Source organism: Paenibacillus endoradicis (assembly GCF_024721975.1).
Genome location: NZ_JANQBB010000004.1, coordinates 518912 through 535845, shown reverse-complemented (window position 1 = coordinate 535845; position 16934 = coordinate 518912). Strand labels below are relative to the sequence as shown.

The 16934-nt window shown below is 39.1% G+C and carries 14 protein-coding genes, 1 rRNA gene and 1 other RNA gene; 1 reads left to right on the top strand and 15 read right to left on the bottom strand.

Annotated features, from left to right (window positions below):
* The 14 genes from NV377_RS16410 to rpoE all read right to left on the bottom strand — a co-directional run.
* Positions 1-107: ribosomal RNA gene (locus NV377_RS16410) — 16S ribosomal RNA — on the bottom strand; the annotation flags it as partial.
* A 309-nt stretch (positions 108-416) separates the two neighbouring features.
* Positions 417-680 carry a pro-sigmaK processing inhibitor BofA family protein gene (locus NV377_RS16405; RefSeq protein ID WP_258201862.1) on the bottom strand — a complete coding sequence of 88 codons (264 nt, stop codon included), beginning with the start codon at positions 678-680 and terminating at the stop codon, positions 417-419.
* Positions 677-967 carry a hypothetical protein gene (locus tag NV377_RS16400; RefSeq protein WP_258201861.1) on the bottom strand — a complete coding sequence of 97 codons (291 nt, stop codon included), beginning with the start codon at positions 965-967 and terminating at the stop codon, positions 677-679. The genes NV377_RS16405 and NV377_RS16400 overlap by 4 nt, the downstream gene beginning before the upstream one ends.
* 176 nt (positions 968-1143) lie before the next feature.
* Positions 1144-1743 (bottom strand): recombination mediator RecR, encoded by a 600-nt coding sequence (gene recR / locus NV377_RS16395; RefSeq protein ID WP_258201860.1) that lies wholly within the window; start codon positions 1741-1743, stop codon positions 1144-1146.
* A 378-nt stretch (positions 1744-2121) separates the two neighbouring features.
* Positions 2122-2433, bottom strand: a complete 312-nt coding sequence (locus NV377_RS16390) for a YbaB/EbfC family nucleoid-associated protein (RefSeq protein WP_258201859.1) — start codon at positions 2431-2433, stop codon at positions 2122-2124.
* 18 nt (positions 2434-2451) lie between these two features.
* Positions 2452-4185: a DNA polymerase III subunit gamma/tau gene (gene dnaX / locus NV377_RS16385; protein ID WP_258201858.1), complete on the bottom strand. Its 1734-nt coding sequence runs from the start codon at positions 4183-4185 to the stop codon at positions 2452-2454.
* 189 nt (positions 4186-4374) lie between these two features.
* An RNA gene (gene ffs / locus NV377_RS16380) (signal recognition particle sRNA large type) lies at positions 4375-4642 on the bottom strand.
* Between the two features lie 1100 nt (positions 4643-5742).
* The gene (gene rpmE, locus NV377_RS16375) at positions 5743-5940 is read right to left on the bottom strand and encodes a 50S ribosomal protein L31 (protein WP_258201857.1); all 198 of its coding nucleotides are present in this window, start codon (positions 5938-5940) and stop codon (positions 5743-5745) included.
* A 106-nt stretch (positions 5941-6046) separates the two neighbouring features.
* Positions 6047-7303, bottom strand: coding sequence for a radical SAM family protein (locus NV377_RS16370; protein WP_258201856.1), 1257 nt, complete (start codon positions 7301-7303; stop codon positions 6047-6049).
* 275 nt (positions 7304-7578) lie between these two features.
* Positions 7579-8952, bottom strand: coding sequence for a transcription termination factor Rho (gene rho, locus NV377_RS16365; RefSeq protein WP_258201855.1), 1374 nt, complete (start codon positions 8950-8952; stop codon positions 7579-7581).
* 108 nt (positions 8953-9060) lie between these two features.
* Positions 9061-10314 (bottom strand): UDP-N-acetylglucosamine 1-carboxyvinyltransferase, encoded by a 1254-nt coding sequence (gene murA / locus NV377_RS16360; protein ID WP_258201854.1) that lies wholly within the window; start codon positions 10312-10314, stop codon positions 9061-9063.
* Positions 10315-10691: 377 nt separating this feature from the next.
* The gene (locus NV377_RS16355; RefSeq protein ID WP_258201853.1) at positions 10692-11090 is read right to left on the bottom strand and encodes a response regulator; all 399 of its coding nucleotides are present in this window, start codon (positions 11088-11090) and stop codon (positions 10692-10694) included.
* A 133-nt stretch (positions 11091-11223) separates the two neighbouring features.
* Complete coding sequence (gene pyrG / locus NV377_RS16350; RefSeq protein WP_258201852.1) at positions 11224-12819, bottom strand: CTP synthase; 1596 nt, start codon at positions 12817-12819, stop codon at positions 11224-11226.
* 304 nt (positions 12820-13123) lie between these two features.
* Entirely contained in the window at positions 13124-13669 is a 546-nt protein-coding gene (gene rpoE / locus NV377_RS16345; protein WP_258201851.1) for a DNA-directed RNA polymerase subunit delta, read from the bottom strand.
* Positions 13670-14030: 361 nt separating this feature from the next.
* Here rpoE and NV377_RS16340 point away from each other — a divergent pair, with 361 nt between their 5' ends.
* Entirely contained in the window at positions 14031-14954 is a 924-nt protein-coding gene (locus NV377_RS16340; protein ID WP_258201850.1) for a S8 family peptidase, read from the top strand.
* A gap of 299 nt (positions 14955-15253) precedes the next feature.
* Here NV377_RS16340 and argS read toward each other — a convergent pair whose 3' ends face one another.
* On the bottom strand, positions 15254-16933 hold the full coding sequence (argS, locus tag NV377_RS16335) for an arginine--tRNA ligase (RefSeq protein WP_258201849.1): 1680 nt from the start codon (positions 16931-16933) through the stop codon (positions 15254-15256).
* Position 16934: the final 1 nt, after the last annotated feature.

Sequence of the window (16934 nt, the reverse complement as noted above, 5' to 3'; positions counted from 1 at the left end):
CGCCGCTAAGTATCAGAGAAGCAAGCTTCTCTTCAACTCCGCTCGACTTGCATGTATTAGGCACGCCGCCAGCGTTCGTCCTGAGCCAGGATCAAACTCTCCATTAAAGTGTTTGACTTGCTCATTTTGTTTCGCTTGTTATTATCATTTTCACGGGGTGAAAACGATAATGGCAGTTCTTACTCGTTGTTCAGTTTTCAAAGATCAAGCGAAAATATCAAAGCGTTTCTCATTTACTTATGTAAGTGTGATTCGCATTTCGTTTTCGTGTGTGTCTCCCAATCTCTCGCGGCGACAAGAAATAATATATCATATAGGCTTACAGTAATGCAACCCCTTTTTAAAACTTTTTTCAATTATTTTGTCGAAAACCGCGAAAACCCTTGTTCTTACGCGGTTTTTATATCTTTTTATTTTCAACCGATTAGATACTGAGTACCCATAAGCAATGCAATGCCCGGTAATCCCAATACAGCAGTAGTGCCAATCGTTAATGGATTGATAGGTAATGCATAAGGTTGGATGAATTCAAAATAGTTCATTAGAAATAATACAGTCGCCGCAATTATCCAATGTACAATAACCTTTTTCAAACTTAATCTTGATAATTGGTTACGGAGAAGCACTACGATAAGCGCTAAGCTAGAGATAGCAAACATAACAATCCAAATTAGTTTCATATGACGTATCCTTTCACTTTTGACCAGTCGATATCGATTTTTCTCGCTTTGTTTAATAACATACGATATTTCTGCTCTGCCGCCATTAAAGAATATATCGCAAGCTCAACTTCATCATGTCCACATGCATATTGAAAATGCCGTTCAGCTGATCTCCATTGCGAAAGTGAATCTTTAATCTCTACACGTAGCTTGTCTACCTCAATAACCATTTCTTTATTCATTGGTTCAACTTCATTCCATTGACTAATTGATACGGTATCCTTATCTACCACATGTTTGTTCATCGTTCTCCTCCTCACATATACAAGCCCTATTTCATATGTATCTTGCTCGGAATCAAAATAGAACATAAAATGTTCGAACTTCCTCTATTAGAAGAACATCAAAATAAAAAGCCGATATCTATGTGGCAGCACCACAAAAATATCGACTTTAATATGAGTAATATAAAATTCATAAATCAAAATAATTCACGACGTCCTTCAAGTGCCTTCGACAAAGTTACTTCATCAGCATATTCCAAGTCTCCACCTACAGGTAACCCGTGTGCAATTCGAGTCACTTTAATCCCGAAAGGTTTGACTAGTCTTGAAATATACATTGCAGTAGCTTCCCCTTCAATATTAGGATTCGTCGCTAATATCAGTTCCTGGACAGTCTCATCGCCTAGCCGCTTTAATAGCTCGGCAATTCTAATTTGATCGGGACCGATTCCTTCCATAGGAGAAATCGCACCTTGTAGTACATGATAGTAGCCATCGAATTCCTTCATTCGTTCCATTGCAATAAGATCTTTAGATTCTTGCACAATACAAATAATTTCACGGTTTCTACTCTTATCTTGGCAAATACGACAAGGGTCAGTATCCGTTATGTTACAACAGATAGAACAATAGAACAGATTACGCTTCACGCTAACAAGCGCCTTAGCGAAATCAATGACTTCATCTTCTTTCATGCGTAACACATGAAACGCTAAGCGTGCAGCTGTCTTAGGACCTATTCCAGGCAAACGAGTAAAGGAATCTATAAGCTTGGCTATTGGCTCTGGATAATACACGTATAGGTACAGCTCCTTCATAAATAGCTAGAGTGATACTCTTATCAACTCTGTATCTCTCCGTCAATTAAAGCCCACTTGCGACACAACGTGATCACAAGTGGGCTTTTGAATTACCTCTTCCAATAATGGTTCAAAAAGATAATTAGCATAACATCGTTAGCAAAGTCCGCTTTTTGAATTACCTTACAATGAGAGTTCAAAATGTGGGGCTTTCGCAAGCCGAGAAGATGGAGCGTAACTTGAGAAAGGCGGAAGCGCAAGTGTACATGATTACGTACACGCGAACCGCACTTTCCAAGTTCGCTTCATATTGGACGCGACTAGGCTACAACGTATCTCATCGTTATCAAAGTCCATTTTTTTAACTTACCGCTCTTAAAATAGACCTGGGATCTTCATTCCACCTGTGTACTTACCCATATCTTGGTTAGCTAGTTCTTCTGCTTTTGTAAGAGCATCATTAACAGCTGTTACAACAAGATCTTGTAACATTTCAATATCTTCTGGATCTACAGCTTCTGGACTAATTGAAATATTAAGTAGTTTTTTGTGACCGCTAATAGTAACAGTTACAACTCCACCACCAGCACTTCCTTCAACTGTTTTTCCTTCAAGTTCTTCTTGTGCCTTTAGCATTTGCGCTTGCATCTTTTTAACTTGTTTCATCATTTGGTTCATATTATTCATTACATTCACCTCATTAGATTATTTGTCTGTTACCACAACTAGATCTTCACCGAATAACTTTACAGCTTCTTCGACCCAGATCGGTTGCTTTGATTCATTTATAGAAATATCCTCAGGCTCTAGCTCTAATGATTCTGTGGGAGATTGTGTAGTCCCTTCCAGAGCATTTTGCCAGTCCTTGAGCATGACGGTAACCAATTGGTAAGGCTTACCTAGTACTTCTTGGGATACTTGTTCAATCAGCTCTCGATGAGTTGGTTTTTCTGTTGTTTCGCGATGAATTTCATTTTTGAATGTTAATAACAATTGTTGATCAACTGCCGATACTAGCTCACTGTCTTTCAGCCAAGCATGTACAGTTACTTTACGATCCTTCACTCGCATTAACACATCGCTCCAGTTCATTCGAGCTTGATTAGTCTCTTGTGAACTAGCTGCAACAACATATTGATCTAATTTAACTTTAGGACGATTAACACCCGTACTCGTAAATGATTTACGCGAGACCGTTCGATCGGTTGCGTTTGTTGAAGTTGGCGCCGTGTTTATTCCTTGCTTCATTAGCTGGGCCAGTTGACCTTCTAATTTATGCACATGTTGACGAAGTTCTACAATTTCATGACTACTTGCGGCTGTTGCACCATCTTGAACACCTATACCGCTTGATTGTGAAGTCGAACAAAGTTTCAATAAAGCAACTTCCAATAGTGTTTGCGGTTGAGCAGCATGGCGTAATTCTTGCTGATAATGATTCAATGTTTCAATCATACTAAACAACGACTCCGGACTATACGACTCTGCCATCTGTAAGAATCGTTCATGATCTACGATTCGCTCAGTTACTGCATTACCTTGCGGAGCAAGCTTTAAGACTAATAAGTCACGGAAATAATAAATTAGATTCTCCATGCACTTATCTGGACTTTTACCACCTTGCATAAGACCTTCAACAAGTGGCAACATTTTGGAAACATCCCGCTCCTTGATCGCTTCTGCTAATTGGTAAAATTGTTCTGCAGCTATACCACCAGTGACATCTATTGCTGCTTCTAATGTAATATTGCGATCAGCAAAGGCAGCAGTTTGCTCTAATAAGCTAATGGCATCACGCATACCACCTTCTGATAATCGCGCAATATAAGCAAGTGCATCATTAGTTGCTTCAATACCTTCTTCTTCACAAATCTCTTGAAGTCTTTCAACCTGCTCAGAAGTAGATACTTGCCTAAAATCAAAACGCTGACAACGAGAAATAATTGTAGCAGGCAACTTATGTGGTTCTGTTGTTGCTAATATGAATATAACATGCGGAGGCGGTTCTTCCAATGTCTTCAGAAGCGCATTGAATGCTTCTGCAGTTAACATATGAACCTCATCGATAATATACACCTTAAATCGAACTTCCGTAGGAGCATATCTTACTTTATCGCGTATATCACGAATTTCATCAATACCACGATTTGATGCTGCATCAATTTCTACAACATCCATAATATGTCCTTCTGTTATTCCAATACAATTATCACATTGATTACATGGTTCGATAGATGGACCATGTTCACAATTCACAGCCTTCGCCAATACTTTAGCAGTTGTTGTCTTACCAGTACCACGAGGGCCGTTGAACAAATATGCATGTGAAACACGTTGTTCACGTATCGCATTTTGTAGCGTCTGTATAATATGCTGTTGTCCGACCATATCCTTGAACATCTGCGGACGCCAAGAACGATATAGAGCTATATGTGACACGTTACGTTCTCCTCTAATTTCTATATAGTAAATCATATAGTTATTTCGTCATCTCATTATACTACATGTATTCTCTTAACAACATATTTTCACACAATTAGGCACAAAAATACCTGCCAATCATTAAGAGTTCACTCTTACCATTGGCAGGTTATTTGTAGGCTACGCCTTTTGTTCATTCATTTAGTACCGTGCACCTATCTTCGATAGAAGCGATCCAAGCGACTTTCTTACTACATAGCTCGAGCAAGGCACTCCCTCGGCACATGAACTAACTCACTTATGGCTGCTTCCTTCCGGACCTGACCAGGTTCATAAGCGTCCATTGCGAAGGACCCCACTGTCAACACTACTTGCAAGCGTCAGACCTCACATCGACAACACCTAGAATAGGAATTCAACCTCGCTATAGCGGATTGCGAGTTACAGGGCACCGCTACCTCCCCATCTAGCACGGCAAGAATCAGTATATTACAATATGAACAAAAGTGCAACCATCTCACAATCTGTTCACAAAGATATACGATATTTAAGACCTACATAAGTAGGTGTTTTACTGTAAGACGACGCATGGACACTAGTTTTCTGGTCTATTGTGAGGTTTTCACGTATTAGTACCGCATAGACACTAATTTTGTGGTCTATTTCGACTTTTTCACGTATTAGTACCACATAGACACTGATATTGTGGTCTATTGTGAGGTTTTCACGTATTAGTACCACATAGACACTAATATTGTGGTCTATTGTGAGGTTTTTACGTATTAGTACCACATATTGCGGTCTATTGCGTCGCTTTTGCATATTAACGCCTTATAGACACTAGTTTATTGGTCTATTGTGAGGTTTTCACGTATTAGTACCGCATAGACACTAATATTGTGGTCTATTGTGAGGTTTTCACGTATTAGTACCACATAGACACTAATATTATGGTCTATTGCATCGCTTTTGCATATTAACGCCTTATAAACACTAATATTGTGGTCTATTGTGAGGTTTTCCAATCCTAATACAATAAGCGATGAATGTCATCTTCGCCGCTGAATCCACTTCGAAGTAACACATCGTGATCACAAGCGCTTGTATTGAACTACCTCTTCCAATGAAAGTTCAACATAAGCGCTTGTCAGCACCAAGAAGATGACACGAAGCTAGGAAACGAGGAGCAGAGTGTACGTTATTGGGACACGAGCACCACAGGCTTCCGATGAATGTCATCTTCGCCGCTGAATTCTCTTCGAAGTAACACATCGTGATCACAAGCGCTTATATTGAACTACCTCTTCCAATGAAAGTTCAACATAAGTGCTTGTCAGCACCAAGAAGATGACACGAAGCTAGGAAACGAGGAGCAGAGTGTACATTATTGGTACACGAGCACCACAGGCTTCCGATGAATGTCATCTTCGCCGCTGAATCCACTTCGAAGTAACACATCGTGATCACAAGCGCTTATATTGAACTACCTCTATAATAAAAAAAGCCTTTGATGGCTTTTACAAGCCACCAAAGACCTCCCTATGTCGCCTATACTAGGCACACACACGATATGGATTAGATACCGTATTTCTTTTTGAAACGATCTACACGACCGCCTGCATCCAGGAACTTTTGCTTACCCGTGAAGAATGGGTGGCATGCGGAACAAACTTCTACTTTAAGAGTCGATTTAATCGAACCTGTTTCGAAAGTGTTGCCACAAGAGCAAGTTGCTGTAACGGCGTGGTATGTCGGATGAATACCTTGTTTCATCTCGTTCACCTCTTTCTGCCCTGGATCTCATACGGACCAGAGTTTTATGCACATGAAATGAGTTTAACAGACTAAAGGTCCAATTGCAATGGAAAAGATGCGCAACCTACTTGCGTCTAAATTCCTTTGGTGGAACATGCGTATAGGAACCAATAACTACGTCTGGTAACTCTTCACGGAATATTTGAAGCATCTGCTTCATACCGTAAATTTCACCTTTAGCTTTAGGAATAAGATTTAAATAACTTTCAGGATCAATATTAAGATTTCGCATTTGAATCATTTTAAGTTTTGTACGTTTACAGAAATCAATCATCGCTTCTATTTCTTCTTCACGATCCGTAACACCTGGGAAGATCAAATAGTTTATAGATGTATACACACCTTGCTCAGCAGCGTAGATCAAAGATTTCTCAACATTTTTTAGTGTATACCCTCTAGGACGATAATATGCATTGTAATGATCATCTAACGCGCTAATCGTACTAACACGCATAAGATCAAGTCCCTCATCTACAATGGCACGAATAAAGTCTGTTAAACCTGCATTTGTGTTGATGTTAATGTAACCTTGATCCGTTTGACTACGAACTTGTTTCATAGCTTCTACAATTGTTTTCACTTGAGTTGAAGGTTCACCTTCACAACCTTGTCCAAAACTAATAATAGAATCAGGGTGTTTCAAATGTTCAAGCATAATCTGCGTAACTTCATCAACTTGAGGTTTAAAATTCATCCGAGTCTGAGGAGCAACAAAACCACTATCATCAGGTTGTTCAGAAATACATCCGAAGCAGCCAGCATTACATGAGAATGATACAGGTACCCCGCCCTCCCAACGATTCAAGAACGTGTTGGAAGCAGTAAGACATTCATATTCGAGAGCACAATTAGAAAGATGCTTATACAGACGATTTTCCGGATATGTCGTTAGTAGTCGATCTACTTCGATCTTCAGTTCATCACGATCACAATTTTCTGGATCCCAGCGTTCAGGCTCATCACATTGCTCAGCCGTCACATAGAACTCTCCATCTTTCCAGACAACTGCTGTATAACCGAAAAGGGGGAATTTCTCATTCGGATCTGATTTCACATATCCAGGAATATTCAGACGAGTATATCCTTGAGGAAGCAATGCTCCGACCGCCTGTGCTCCATCACCTATCACTTGCATCTCACCTGTATCCGGATCAAGTGCAATAGGCTTACTGAATGGCAAACTGACAAGTGTCGCTCCATCAGGTAAAGGGATTAATTCATCCTCCATAATCTCCACAATCATATCACCACTTCGAGCTAGTGCAATATAATCGGGATGATCATATACATTTCCTTGTTCATCTGCATATACGAGATTCATGTTGCCCTCCTAAAACTTTTTGACTTCAACGAGATACTTCTTAAATACAAAAAGTACATCGAAAGCAAGATCCTAAAACTTTTCATTGCTTCTCGATCTACTCCTCGTAAATGAAAAGTACATCGAAAGCAGAATTTAACACTATATATTATCCGATTCATGTCTTGTAAATGAAAAGTACATCGAAAGCAAAATCTCATTCTCTCGATGTACTTTATGATATACTTCTGGAATTTAATAAGTATATCAGTATTTCACTTAATTAATGAAGTTCATTATTTAACAATTTGAGAGGATTGCGTTGTTCTAGTAGGCGGCTTGCGCGTAGTAGATGATGATGACGATGTTGGTCTTTTGGCACTAGACAACTCTTGCTTAGCCTTTTCTTGTTTTGGAGCATCAGTGGCAGTATCCAATGACATTAAGAACTGCTCATTTGTCTCTGCTTCTTTGATTTTCTTCAGGAATTGATCAACAAATTCAAAGGAATCATTCATATTTTTACGAATTGCCCAAATTTTTTCAAGCTCTTCCTTAGAAAGCAACAATTCTTCTCTACGTGTTCCCGAACGACGAATATCTATAGCAGGGAATAGTCTACGCTCAGCAAGCTTACGATCGAGATGAAGCTCCATATTACCCGTTCCCTTAAATTCTTCATAAATAATATCATCCATACGCGAACCTGTTTCTATTAATGCGGTAGCTAAAATAGTTAAACTACCACCTTCTTCAACATTACGTGCTGAACCGAAAAAGCGCTTAGGACGATGGAACGCAGCTGGGTCAATACCACCGCTTAATGTTCTACCAGATGGCGGAACGTGAAGATTGAATGCTCTAGCAAGTCTGGTAATACTATCTAATAGAATGACAACATCTTTTTTATGCTCTACAAGACGCAAAGCACGCTCAAGTACAAGTTCAGCTACTTTAATATGATTTTCTGGAAGTTCATCAAAGGTAGAAGCAATAACTTCACCTTTCACAGAGCGTTGCATATCGGTAACTTCTTCTGGACGCTCATCAATAAGAAGAATAAACAACTCAATATCAGGGTGATTCGTTGAGATACTGTTGGCAATTTCTTTCAAGAGTAGGGTCTTACCTGCTTTTGGAGGAGCGACAATAAGTCCACGTTGTCCTAGACCTACTGGAGCTAATAAATCCATAATACGCGTGGAAATTTTCTTTTGCTCTGTTTCTAGCGTTAGTTTTTTGTCTGGGTATAGTGCAGTAAGTGCAGGGAAGTGTAAACGTTCTTGCGCTGTTTCAGGACTTTCACCATTAACTGCATTAACTTGAAGTAGACCATAATAACGTTCACTATCTTTTGGTAGTCTACATTTACCCGATACTAAATCTCCGTTTCTCAAATCAAACTTACGAATTTGAGAGGCTGAGATATAGATATCTTCTTTACTAGGTAAATAGTTGATCGGACGTAGGAAGCCGAAGCCATCAGGCAACACTTCCAATACGCCTTCCATAAATAAAAATCCACTTTTCTCTGCTTGAGCACGTAAAATAGCAAAAATTAGTTCTTTCTTTTTCAATTGACCATAATACGGAATTTGATATTGTTTTGCGAGCTTATATAGCTCTGTCAACTTCATATTCTCCAAATCTGCAATTTGAAGATCTGACATGATCTCACCACTTTATTATAAAATATAGAATCAGCTATTGATTAATCAGCATTGCCTGATCATCATGAATCTATTCTATGACAGTGCTAACTGTTTATTGGAAGTAGGCTAGCTATCTTCTCTCCATACTTCAGCACCTAGTATACTTAAATTCTCAACCAGTCGATCATAACCGCGATCGATGTACTCTACGTTAGTGATTTCTGTTACTTCATCTTTTACTGTAAGTGCTGCAACAACAAGTGCCGCACCAGCACGAAGATCTGCCGCTTTTACTTTGGCAGCACGTAAAGGACCACCTTCAATGACAGCTGTTCTACCTTCAACACGAATGTTGGCTCCCATTAACACTAGCTCTGGAACATGTTTGAACCGAGTTCCATATACATAATCAGAAAGTAGACTTGTGCCAACTGCACATGTAAGCAAAGAAGTCATTGGAGATTGCATATCAGTTGGGAAACCAGGATACACAAGTGCTTTCACGTCAATAGCGTTATACTCCTGTTTACCGATAATACGGATTGATTCATCATATTCGATGACTTCAACGCCCATTTCTTGTAATTTGGCAGTTAATGCCTCAAGATGTTTCGGAATAACGTTATCAATTAACACATTTCCTCTAGTAGCTGCTGCTGCAATCATATAAGTTCCAGCTTGAATACGATCAGAAATAACAGAGTGACGACAACCTTTCATCTCTCTTACGCCTTCAATACGAATAGTTTCAGTACCTGCACCTTTAATCTTCGCACCCATAGCAGTCAACAATGTTGCTACGTCAACGATTTCCGGCTCTTTTGCAGCATTTTCAATGATGGTCACACCAATTGCACGTGATGCAGCAAGCATAATATTGATGGTTGCACCAACACTTGCTACATCAAGATATATTTTCGCTCCGCGTAATTGCTCAGCTTTTATATGCAAAGCGCCTTGTTCATTCGTCACTACCGCACCTAATGCCTCAAACCCTTTAATATGCTGATCGATAGGGCGAGGTTCAAAGTTACAACCTCCCGGCATTCCAATAGTCGCTTCACCGAAACGACCAAGCAATGCTCCCATCAAATAATAGGAAGCACGAAGCTTTTTAACTTTACCGTTAGGCATCGGTTTAGATATTAATTGAGTAGGATTTATACGGATTTCATCGTCTTTTCGAGACACAACTGCGCCCAATTCCTCGAGTATTTCAGTATAGATTGCTACATCGCTAATGTTAGGTAAATTATCCAAGATCACTTCAGATTCAGCTAAAACGGCTGCTGGTAATAAAGCAATCGCACTGTTTTTGGCACCACTAATTGTTACAGTTCCGTTTAGTGGATTACCTCCGCGTATCATCAATTTCTCCATTAATCTATTGGTCCTCCCGTTGCTTGGAAGTCTACATAGTAAAAACCGCCGCAAGTATGCTCTCAAAAACAAATGAGAAAGCGCACTGACAACAGGCGGTTTACATGTGTCCCTTGTCCCATGTTTCTAATATTCCGTAGTATTAAATAGATAACAATATATATAGGATTACATTTTCTAATCCATATCCATTTAAATTATATCTATATTATGCCAAGTTAGCGAAGAACATTCACTCTTTCGAACAAGTTCATACTTGCCACTAAGCAAACTAATTCAACGATATTATAGCATAGTGCACTGTGATTTCATACCGCATATTAAAACTACAAAATAATAGAAGCATCGCCACGATAACGTAACGACGCTTCCATTCATTAACCTTCAGCTAGTTGTGAGTTGTAAGTACCGTAATTGTTCAATTGAAAATTAACTTCAACTCGAAGTTCATCAATATCAAACGGCTTAGTGAAATGCTTAACTGCACCCAGATCAGTTGCTCGTTTGATCATATCTAGTTCACCGTACGCTGTCATCATGATGACTTTAATTGTAGCGTCAATCGACTTAATATGCTTCAATATTTCAAGTCCATCCATACCTGGAATCTTCATATCAAGAAGCACGAGATCAGGGCGATTGTTACGTACAATATCCAGAGCGATTTTGCCGTTAGACGCTTGAAATGTGTTATAACCTTCAGAACTAAACACCTCATGTAACAGAAGTCTAATTCCATTCTGATCATCCACTATGAGTACTCGTTGTTTTTCCAAGCCACTTCTACCCCCTATAGCCTTCACCTTAATAATGTGACGGGAATGTTACTATAAAAGAGTATTCGCTGTAACTTTTAACTTTTCCTGCTAATTTATAAATAATTCAACAGCGATTCCAATATTTACACTTTTATTGTTGAAGCGCTGCTTCTACAAAGTTTTGGAATAATTGTTGAGGACGATTAGGTCTAGATGTAAATTCTGGATGGAATTGAACTGCTAGGAACCAAGGATGATCCTTAACTTCTACCATTTCAACTAATCTTCCATCTGGAGATGTACCTGAAATAACAAGACCCGCTTCTTCCAATGCTTCACGATACTCATTGTTGAACTCATAACGATGACGATGACGTTCATATACAAGCTCATCATTATAAGCTTTATAAGCATTAGTTCCTTCAACAACTTTACATGGATACAAGCCAAGACGCATTGTTCCACCCATATCTTCAATATCTTTTTGATCAGGTAATAGATCAATAACAGGATATGGCGTTGAAGCATTAATCTCAGAGCTGTTAGCATTTTCAAGTCCTAGAACATGTCTAGCGTACTCAATAACTGCTACTTGCATACCAAGACAAATTCCGAAGAACGGAACTTTTTGCTCACGTGCAAAACGAATTGCTGAAATTTTACCCTCAATACCACGATCACCAAAACCACCAGGTACAAGAATACCTTGTACTCCTTGTAGCTTGTCCACAACGTTAGCATCTGTAATTTCTTCTGCGTCAACCCAACGTAGGGAGATAGAAGAATCAAGAGCAATACCTGCATGGTTCAATGCTTCTACAATACTCAAATAAGCATCATGAAGTGCAACGTATTTACCAACAATCGCAATTTCAACATTGTTTTTCAATGTTTTCACGCGATTAACTAGCGCTGTCCATTCCACCATATTTGCTGGAGGAGCATCTAATTTCAGGTGATTTAGAACAATTTCATCAAAGCCTTCAGCTTGAAGTTGCAATGGCACCTCATACAAAGTAGAAGCATCACGACACTCAATAACTGCATTCGTATCTAGATCACAGAACAAACCAATTTTACGTTTCAGATCATCTGCTAATGGATACTCAGTACGGCATACAATAATATTGGGTTGGATACCAATAGAGCGAAGTTCTTTCACACTATGTTGTGTCGGTTTAGTTTTCACTTCGCCGGCAGCTTTAATATATGGAATTAACGTAACGTGAACATACATCACGTTATCACGACCAATATCACTCTTAATCTGACGAATCGCTTCTAAGAATGGAAGACTTTCAATATCACCGACAGTACCACCAATTTCAGTAATTACAACATCAGCGCCCGTTTCTTTTCCAGCACGGAATACACGTTCTTTAATCTCATTAGTAATATGAGGAATAACTTGAACTGTTCCGCCTAAATAATCACCGCGACGTTCTTTTGTAATAACATTGGAATAGATTTTACCTGTTGTAACATTGCTGTTTTTTGAAAGGTTGATATCAATAAAGCGCTCATAGTGACCTAAGTCAAGGTCTGTCTCTGCTCCATCGTCAGTTACAAAAACCTCACCATGTTGATAAGGACTCATTGTTCCTGGGTCCACGTTAATATATGGATCAAATTTCTGAATCGTAACTTTTAGTCCTCTGTTTTTAAGCAGTCTTCCCAAAGATGCTGCAGTAATCCCTTTACCTAAAGACGATACAACGCCGCCCGTTACAAAAATATATTTGGTCACTGTGATAATACCCTCCATGCTTTAGTTATGTTTTAGCTATTCCCAAATGTTAATAAATCAAGCCTGATTCCTTCATTTTCTCAAAGGTTTTTAGCTTATCTATGACCTGTACAAACAAAAAAAGTGACACCCGTAGCACGGGGGCACTTTTCTCACAAGGTATATAATGATACATCAATATGTTCAGCTGTTTCTATAGCCCATAGGTTAGTTTACTCTCCCCTATAGCTCATGTCAAGCATAACCGAAGAAGTAATAGAGTAACATTTTATTCCTCTATTATTGTTCTAAATTGATGAACCAATTATTTCTCTTCTTCTTCAAAATCTTCGTATTCTTCTTCAGCAGCTTCTTCAAGAGAGATCTCTTCATCTTCAATGTCTTCTTCGTCCAACTCTACATCTTCTTCTGTAGCGTCTTCTTCATCAGCTTCACTGAAAGTCTCTTCTTCACGATAAGCACCGAACTCATCTTCTTCAACTGTATAATTTTCTTCCTCGTCTACATAAAGATCTTCATCTTCATCCATATCGTCTTCGTCATTAATAATACGAGTACGTTTTGTATTTCCAACTGGATCTTCTGCACGTTCCACTGGGTACCAGCGTTTCAAGCCCCAAACATTATTCCCTACACAAGCAAAACGTCCATCAATATTGATTTCAGTATAAACTTGAGCAATGAATCTGTTGATTCCATCCTCACTAAGACCACGAATTTTCGCAATTTCCATCATTAGATCACGATAAAAGTACGGCGTGTTAGCTGCTTTAAGCACTTCAAATGCCAAGTCAACCATTGGCATTTCGCGTATACGTTCAGGATCCAATTTTAATGTGTAACCGCTCATAACGACACATCCTCTCTTGCTATCTAAATAAGTAAGTTGTAAGCATCTTTGTAACAATAGTCACAGTATAGTAAACCTTATTTCATATAAAAAAGCAAGTTGTTCCTAAACGAACACTTAACAAAATGAATAAAAAATAAAAAGCGAAGGGGGGGACCCTTCGCCGTGACTGTATCCTTCCTAATGATGGTAGTCACCTTTAGGCATAAATGAGCTTCGAACTCATCTTTCATTTTATGTAATAATATTCAAATTGACACGGATAAACGCCCATTAATATTTAAAAAGGCTTTAGCATATACGCATCCTCCTAACAACACATACAATATCGAACATTGTATTCGGGAGGGATTAGATATTAATGAAATTAGAGCATCTAGATGACAGCAATATTCAACTTCACGCCTCCACTACGAATAAGAAACTCATTAATAATGGGATACCTTGGGGAGTAGATAAAGTGAAAGCTCCTCAAGTATGGCAATATACGACTGGACGTCAAGTCGTGATTGGCGTAATAGATACAGGTATTGATTTTCATCATCCTGCGTTGAAAGGTTCCATTCTCCCAGGTATTAACCTAATTAACCGAGGAATGCCTCCGATCGACGATAATGGTCATGGTACACATATCGCAGGAACCATTGCAGCTTCCAATCCTGTAAATGGCATGATTGGCATAGCCCCTCACGCGCTCATAGCTCCTGTAAAAGCTTTTGATAAAAACGGTAGTGCATATGTCTCCGATATCATCCAAGCCATTGACTGGTGCGTACGTAATGGCATTGACGTTATCAATATGAGCTTTGGGATGCGAACTAGAAGTAAAGCTATGTTGAATGCAGTCATTCGCGCCTATAACAAGGGAATTATTATTGTGGCATCATCTGGCAATGAGAGCAAAAAAAAATCTATAGATTATCCCGCTCGCTACCCTCATACCATCGCCGTTGGAGCGACTAACTCCATTCGGAAAATAGCCCCCTTTAGTAATCAAGGTTCTTATATTGATATCTATGCCCCAGGTGATCGCATTGTGTCTGCATGGCTTAATGGAGACTATCATGAGATGAGCGGAACAAGTATGGCAACATCACATGTTAGTGGTGCTATTGCACTTTTGTTAGAGCGTTCACCTAACTTGAAACCAATCGAGATCAAAGCCATTTTAAAACGATCGATGCAACCTTTAAAATATACAAAGGCTCGGAGAGCTGGAGAGATTGATGTAGTGAAGATGTTACAAGTTGCCAAGGAAGAAGTCGTTCAAAAAGATCGATTGTGATCACGTTGTAATGCTTCGTCAATTTTTCGGCGGCTAATATGCCATTCATTGATTACTGCGATACTCATGTACCTAATACGTACATTGCGTTTCTCGCTTCTCTAACTTCATGTCATCTTCTTGGTGCTGACAATCGAAATTTTTGAACGTCATTGTAATTGGTCGTTCAAAAAGATCGCTAGTGAACACGTTGCAGTGCTTCGTCGATTATTCGGCGGCGATATTGGTTCTCTGGAGAATGTTTAAAACAAAAAAGAGGCAATAGATTAACTTATTGCCTCTTCGTGGTTATTCAATGATTACATACGTTCAGGAGCTGAAACTCCTACTAGTGTTAATACGTTAACTAGGGCAATCTTCACTGATCTAACCAACGCAAGACGTGCTAGTGTTAACTCACGGTTCTCAGTAATTACTTTTTCAGCACGGTAGTAACTATGGAATTGAGCAGCTAATTCGTATACATAACGAATTAGACGATGAGGTGCATGTTGCGTTGCAGCCTCGCTTATTTCTTGAGGTAACTCACCTAATTTACGAAGTAAGTCAAATTCATGCTCAGACGTTAACGTATCGAATTGCAATTCAGATAGTGCTGGCATTTCAATACCTTGTTCACTCGCTTGACGCAATACGCTACAAATACGAGCATGTGCATATTGAACATAGAACACTGGATTTTCATTAGACGTAGAAACCGCTAAGTCCATATCAAAATCAAGATGTGAGTCCATACTGCGCATTGTAAAGTTATAACGAATAGCATCTACGCCTACTTCTTCCATAAGGTCCTGCATCGTTACTGCTTTACCTGTACGTTTAGACATTTTAACTTTTTCGCCATTTTGGAATAGGCTTACCATTTGCGCGATTAGAACTGTTAACTTTTGAGAGTCATGGCCTAGTGCATCCATCGCTGCTTTCATACGAGGAATATAACCATGATGATCGGCTCCCCAAATGTTAATCATACGATCGTATCCACGTCCATATTTATCAAGATGATATGCGATATCTGGAGTAAGATAAGTATATGAACCATCATTTTTTACAAGTACACGGTTTTTATCATCACCTAGTGGCATTGTTGCTAACCAAGTCGCACCATCTTCATCGTATACATGTCCTGATGCTTTTAGTTTATCAAGTGCTGCGATAACTTTTCCTTCTTCATAAAGTGAAGTCTCACTGTACCAAATATCAAAGTTAACACGGAAACGTTCTAGATCGCGTTTAATTTTTGCTAGTTCGCGTTCTAAACCATAGCTACGATAGAAGTCATATTTTTCTTTACCCTCTAATTGCAGCAAAGACTCCCCTTTGTCTTCTACTAATTGTTTGGCAAATCCTACAATATCCTCACCATGATATCCATCTTCTGGCATTGCCGCTTCTTGTCCAAGCTGTTGCAAATAACGTGCTTCAATAGATAGAGCAAGATTCTCAATTTGTTTCCCTGCATCATTAATATAATATTCACGGGTTACATCATAACCTGCAAAATCAAGTAAGTTACATAGTGCATCACCAACTGCTGCACCTCTAGCATGACCTAAATGCAAATTACCTGTTGGGTTTGCACTTACGAATTCAACCTCGATAGACTGACCTTTACCTATTTCAACACGACCGTAGTTTTCCTCTGCTTCTAGTACTTGAGTAGCTACTTCGTATAAATAACGATTGTCCATGCGGAAATTAATAAAACCAGGGCCTGCGATTTCAGCTGATTCAATTGATGCTGCTTTCATATCCAAATGCTCAATAATTGCTTCAGCAATTATTTTTGGATTTTTCTTCGCAATCTTCGTTAGTTGCATCGCTGCATTCGTTGCAAGATCACCATGTGTCTTATCTTTCGGCACTTCTAGCACGAAAATCGGCAATTGTTCACGTTCAACTAAACCTGCAGCAATAACTGCATTAGCAATTGCTTCTCTCATTGTTTCGTACATTGTTTCCAATACATAATTTTTCATA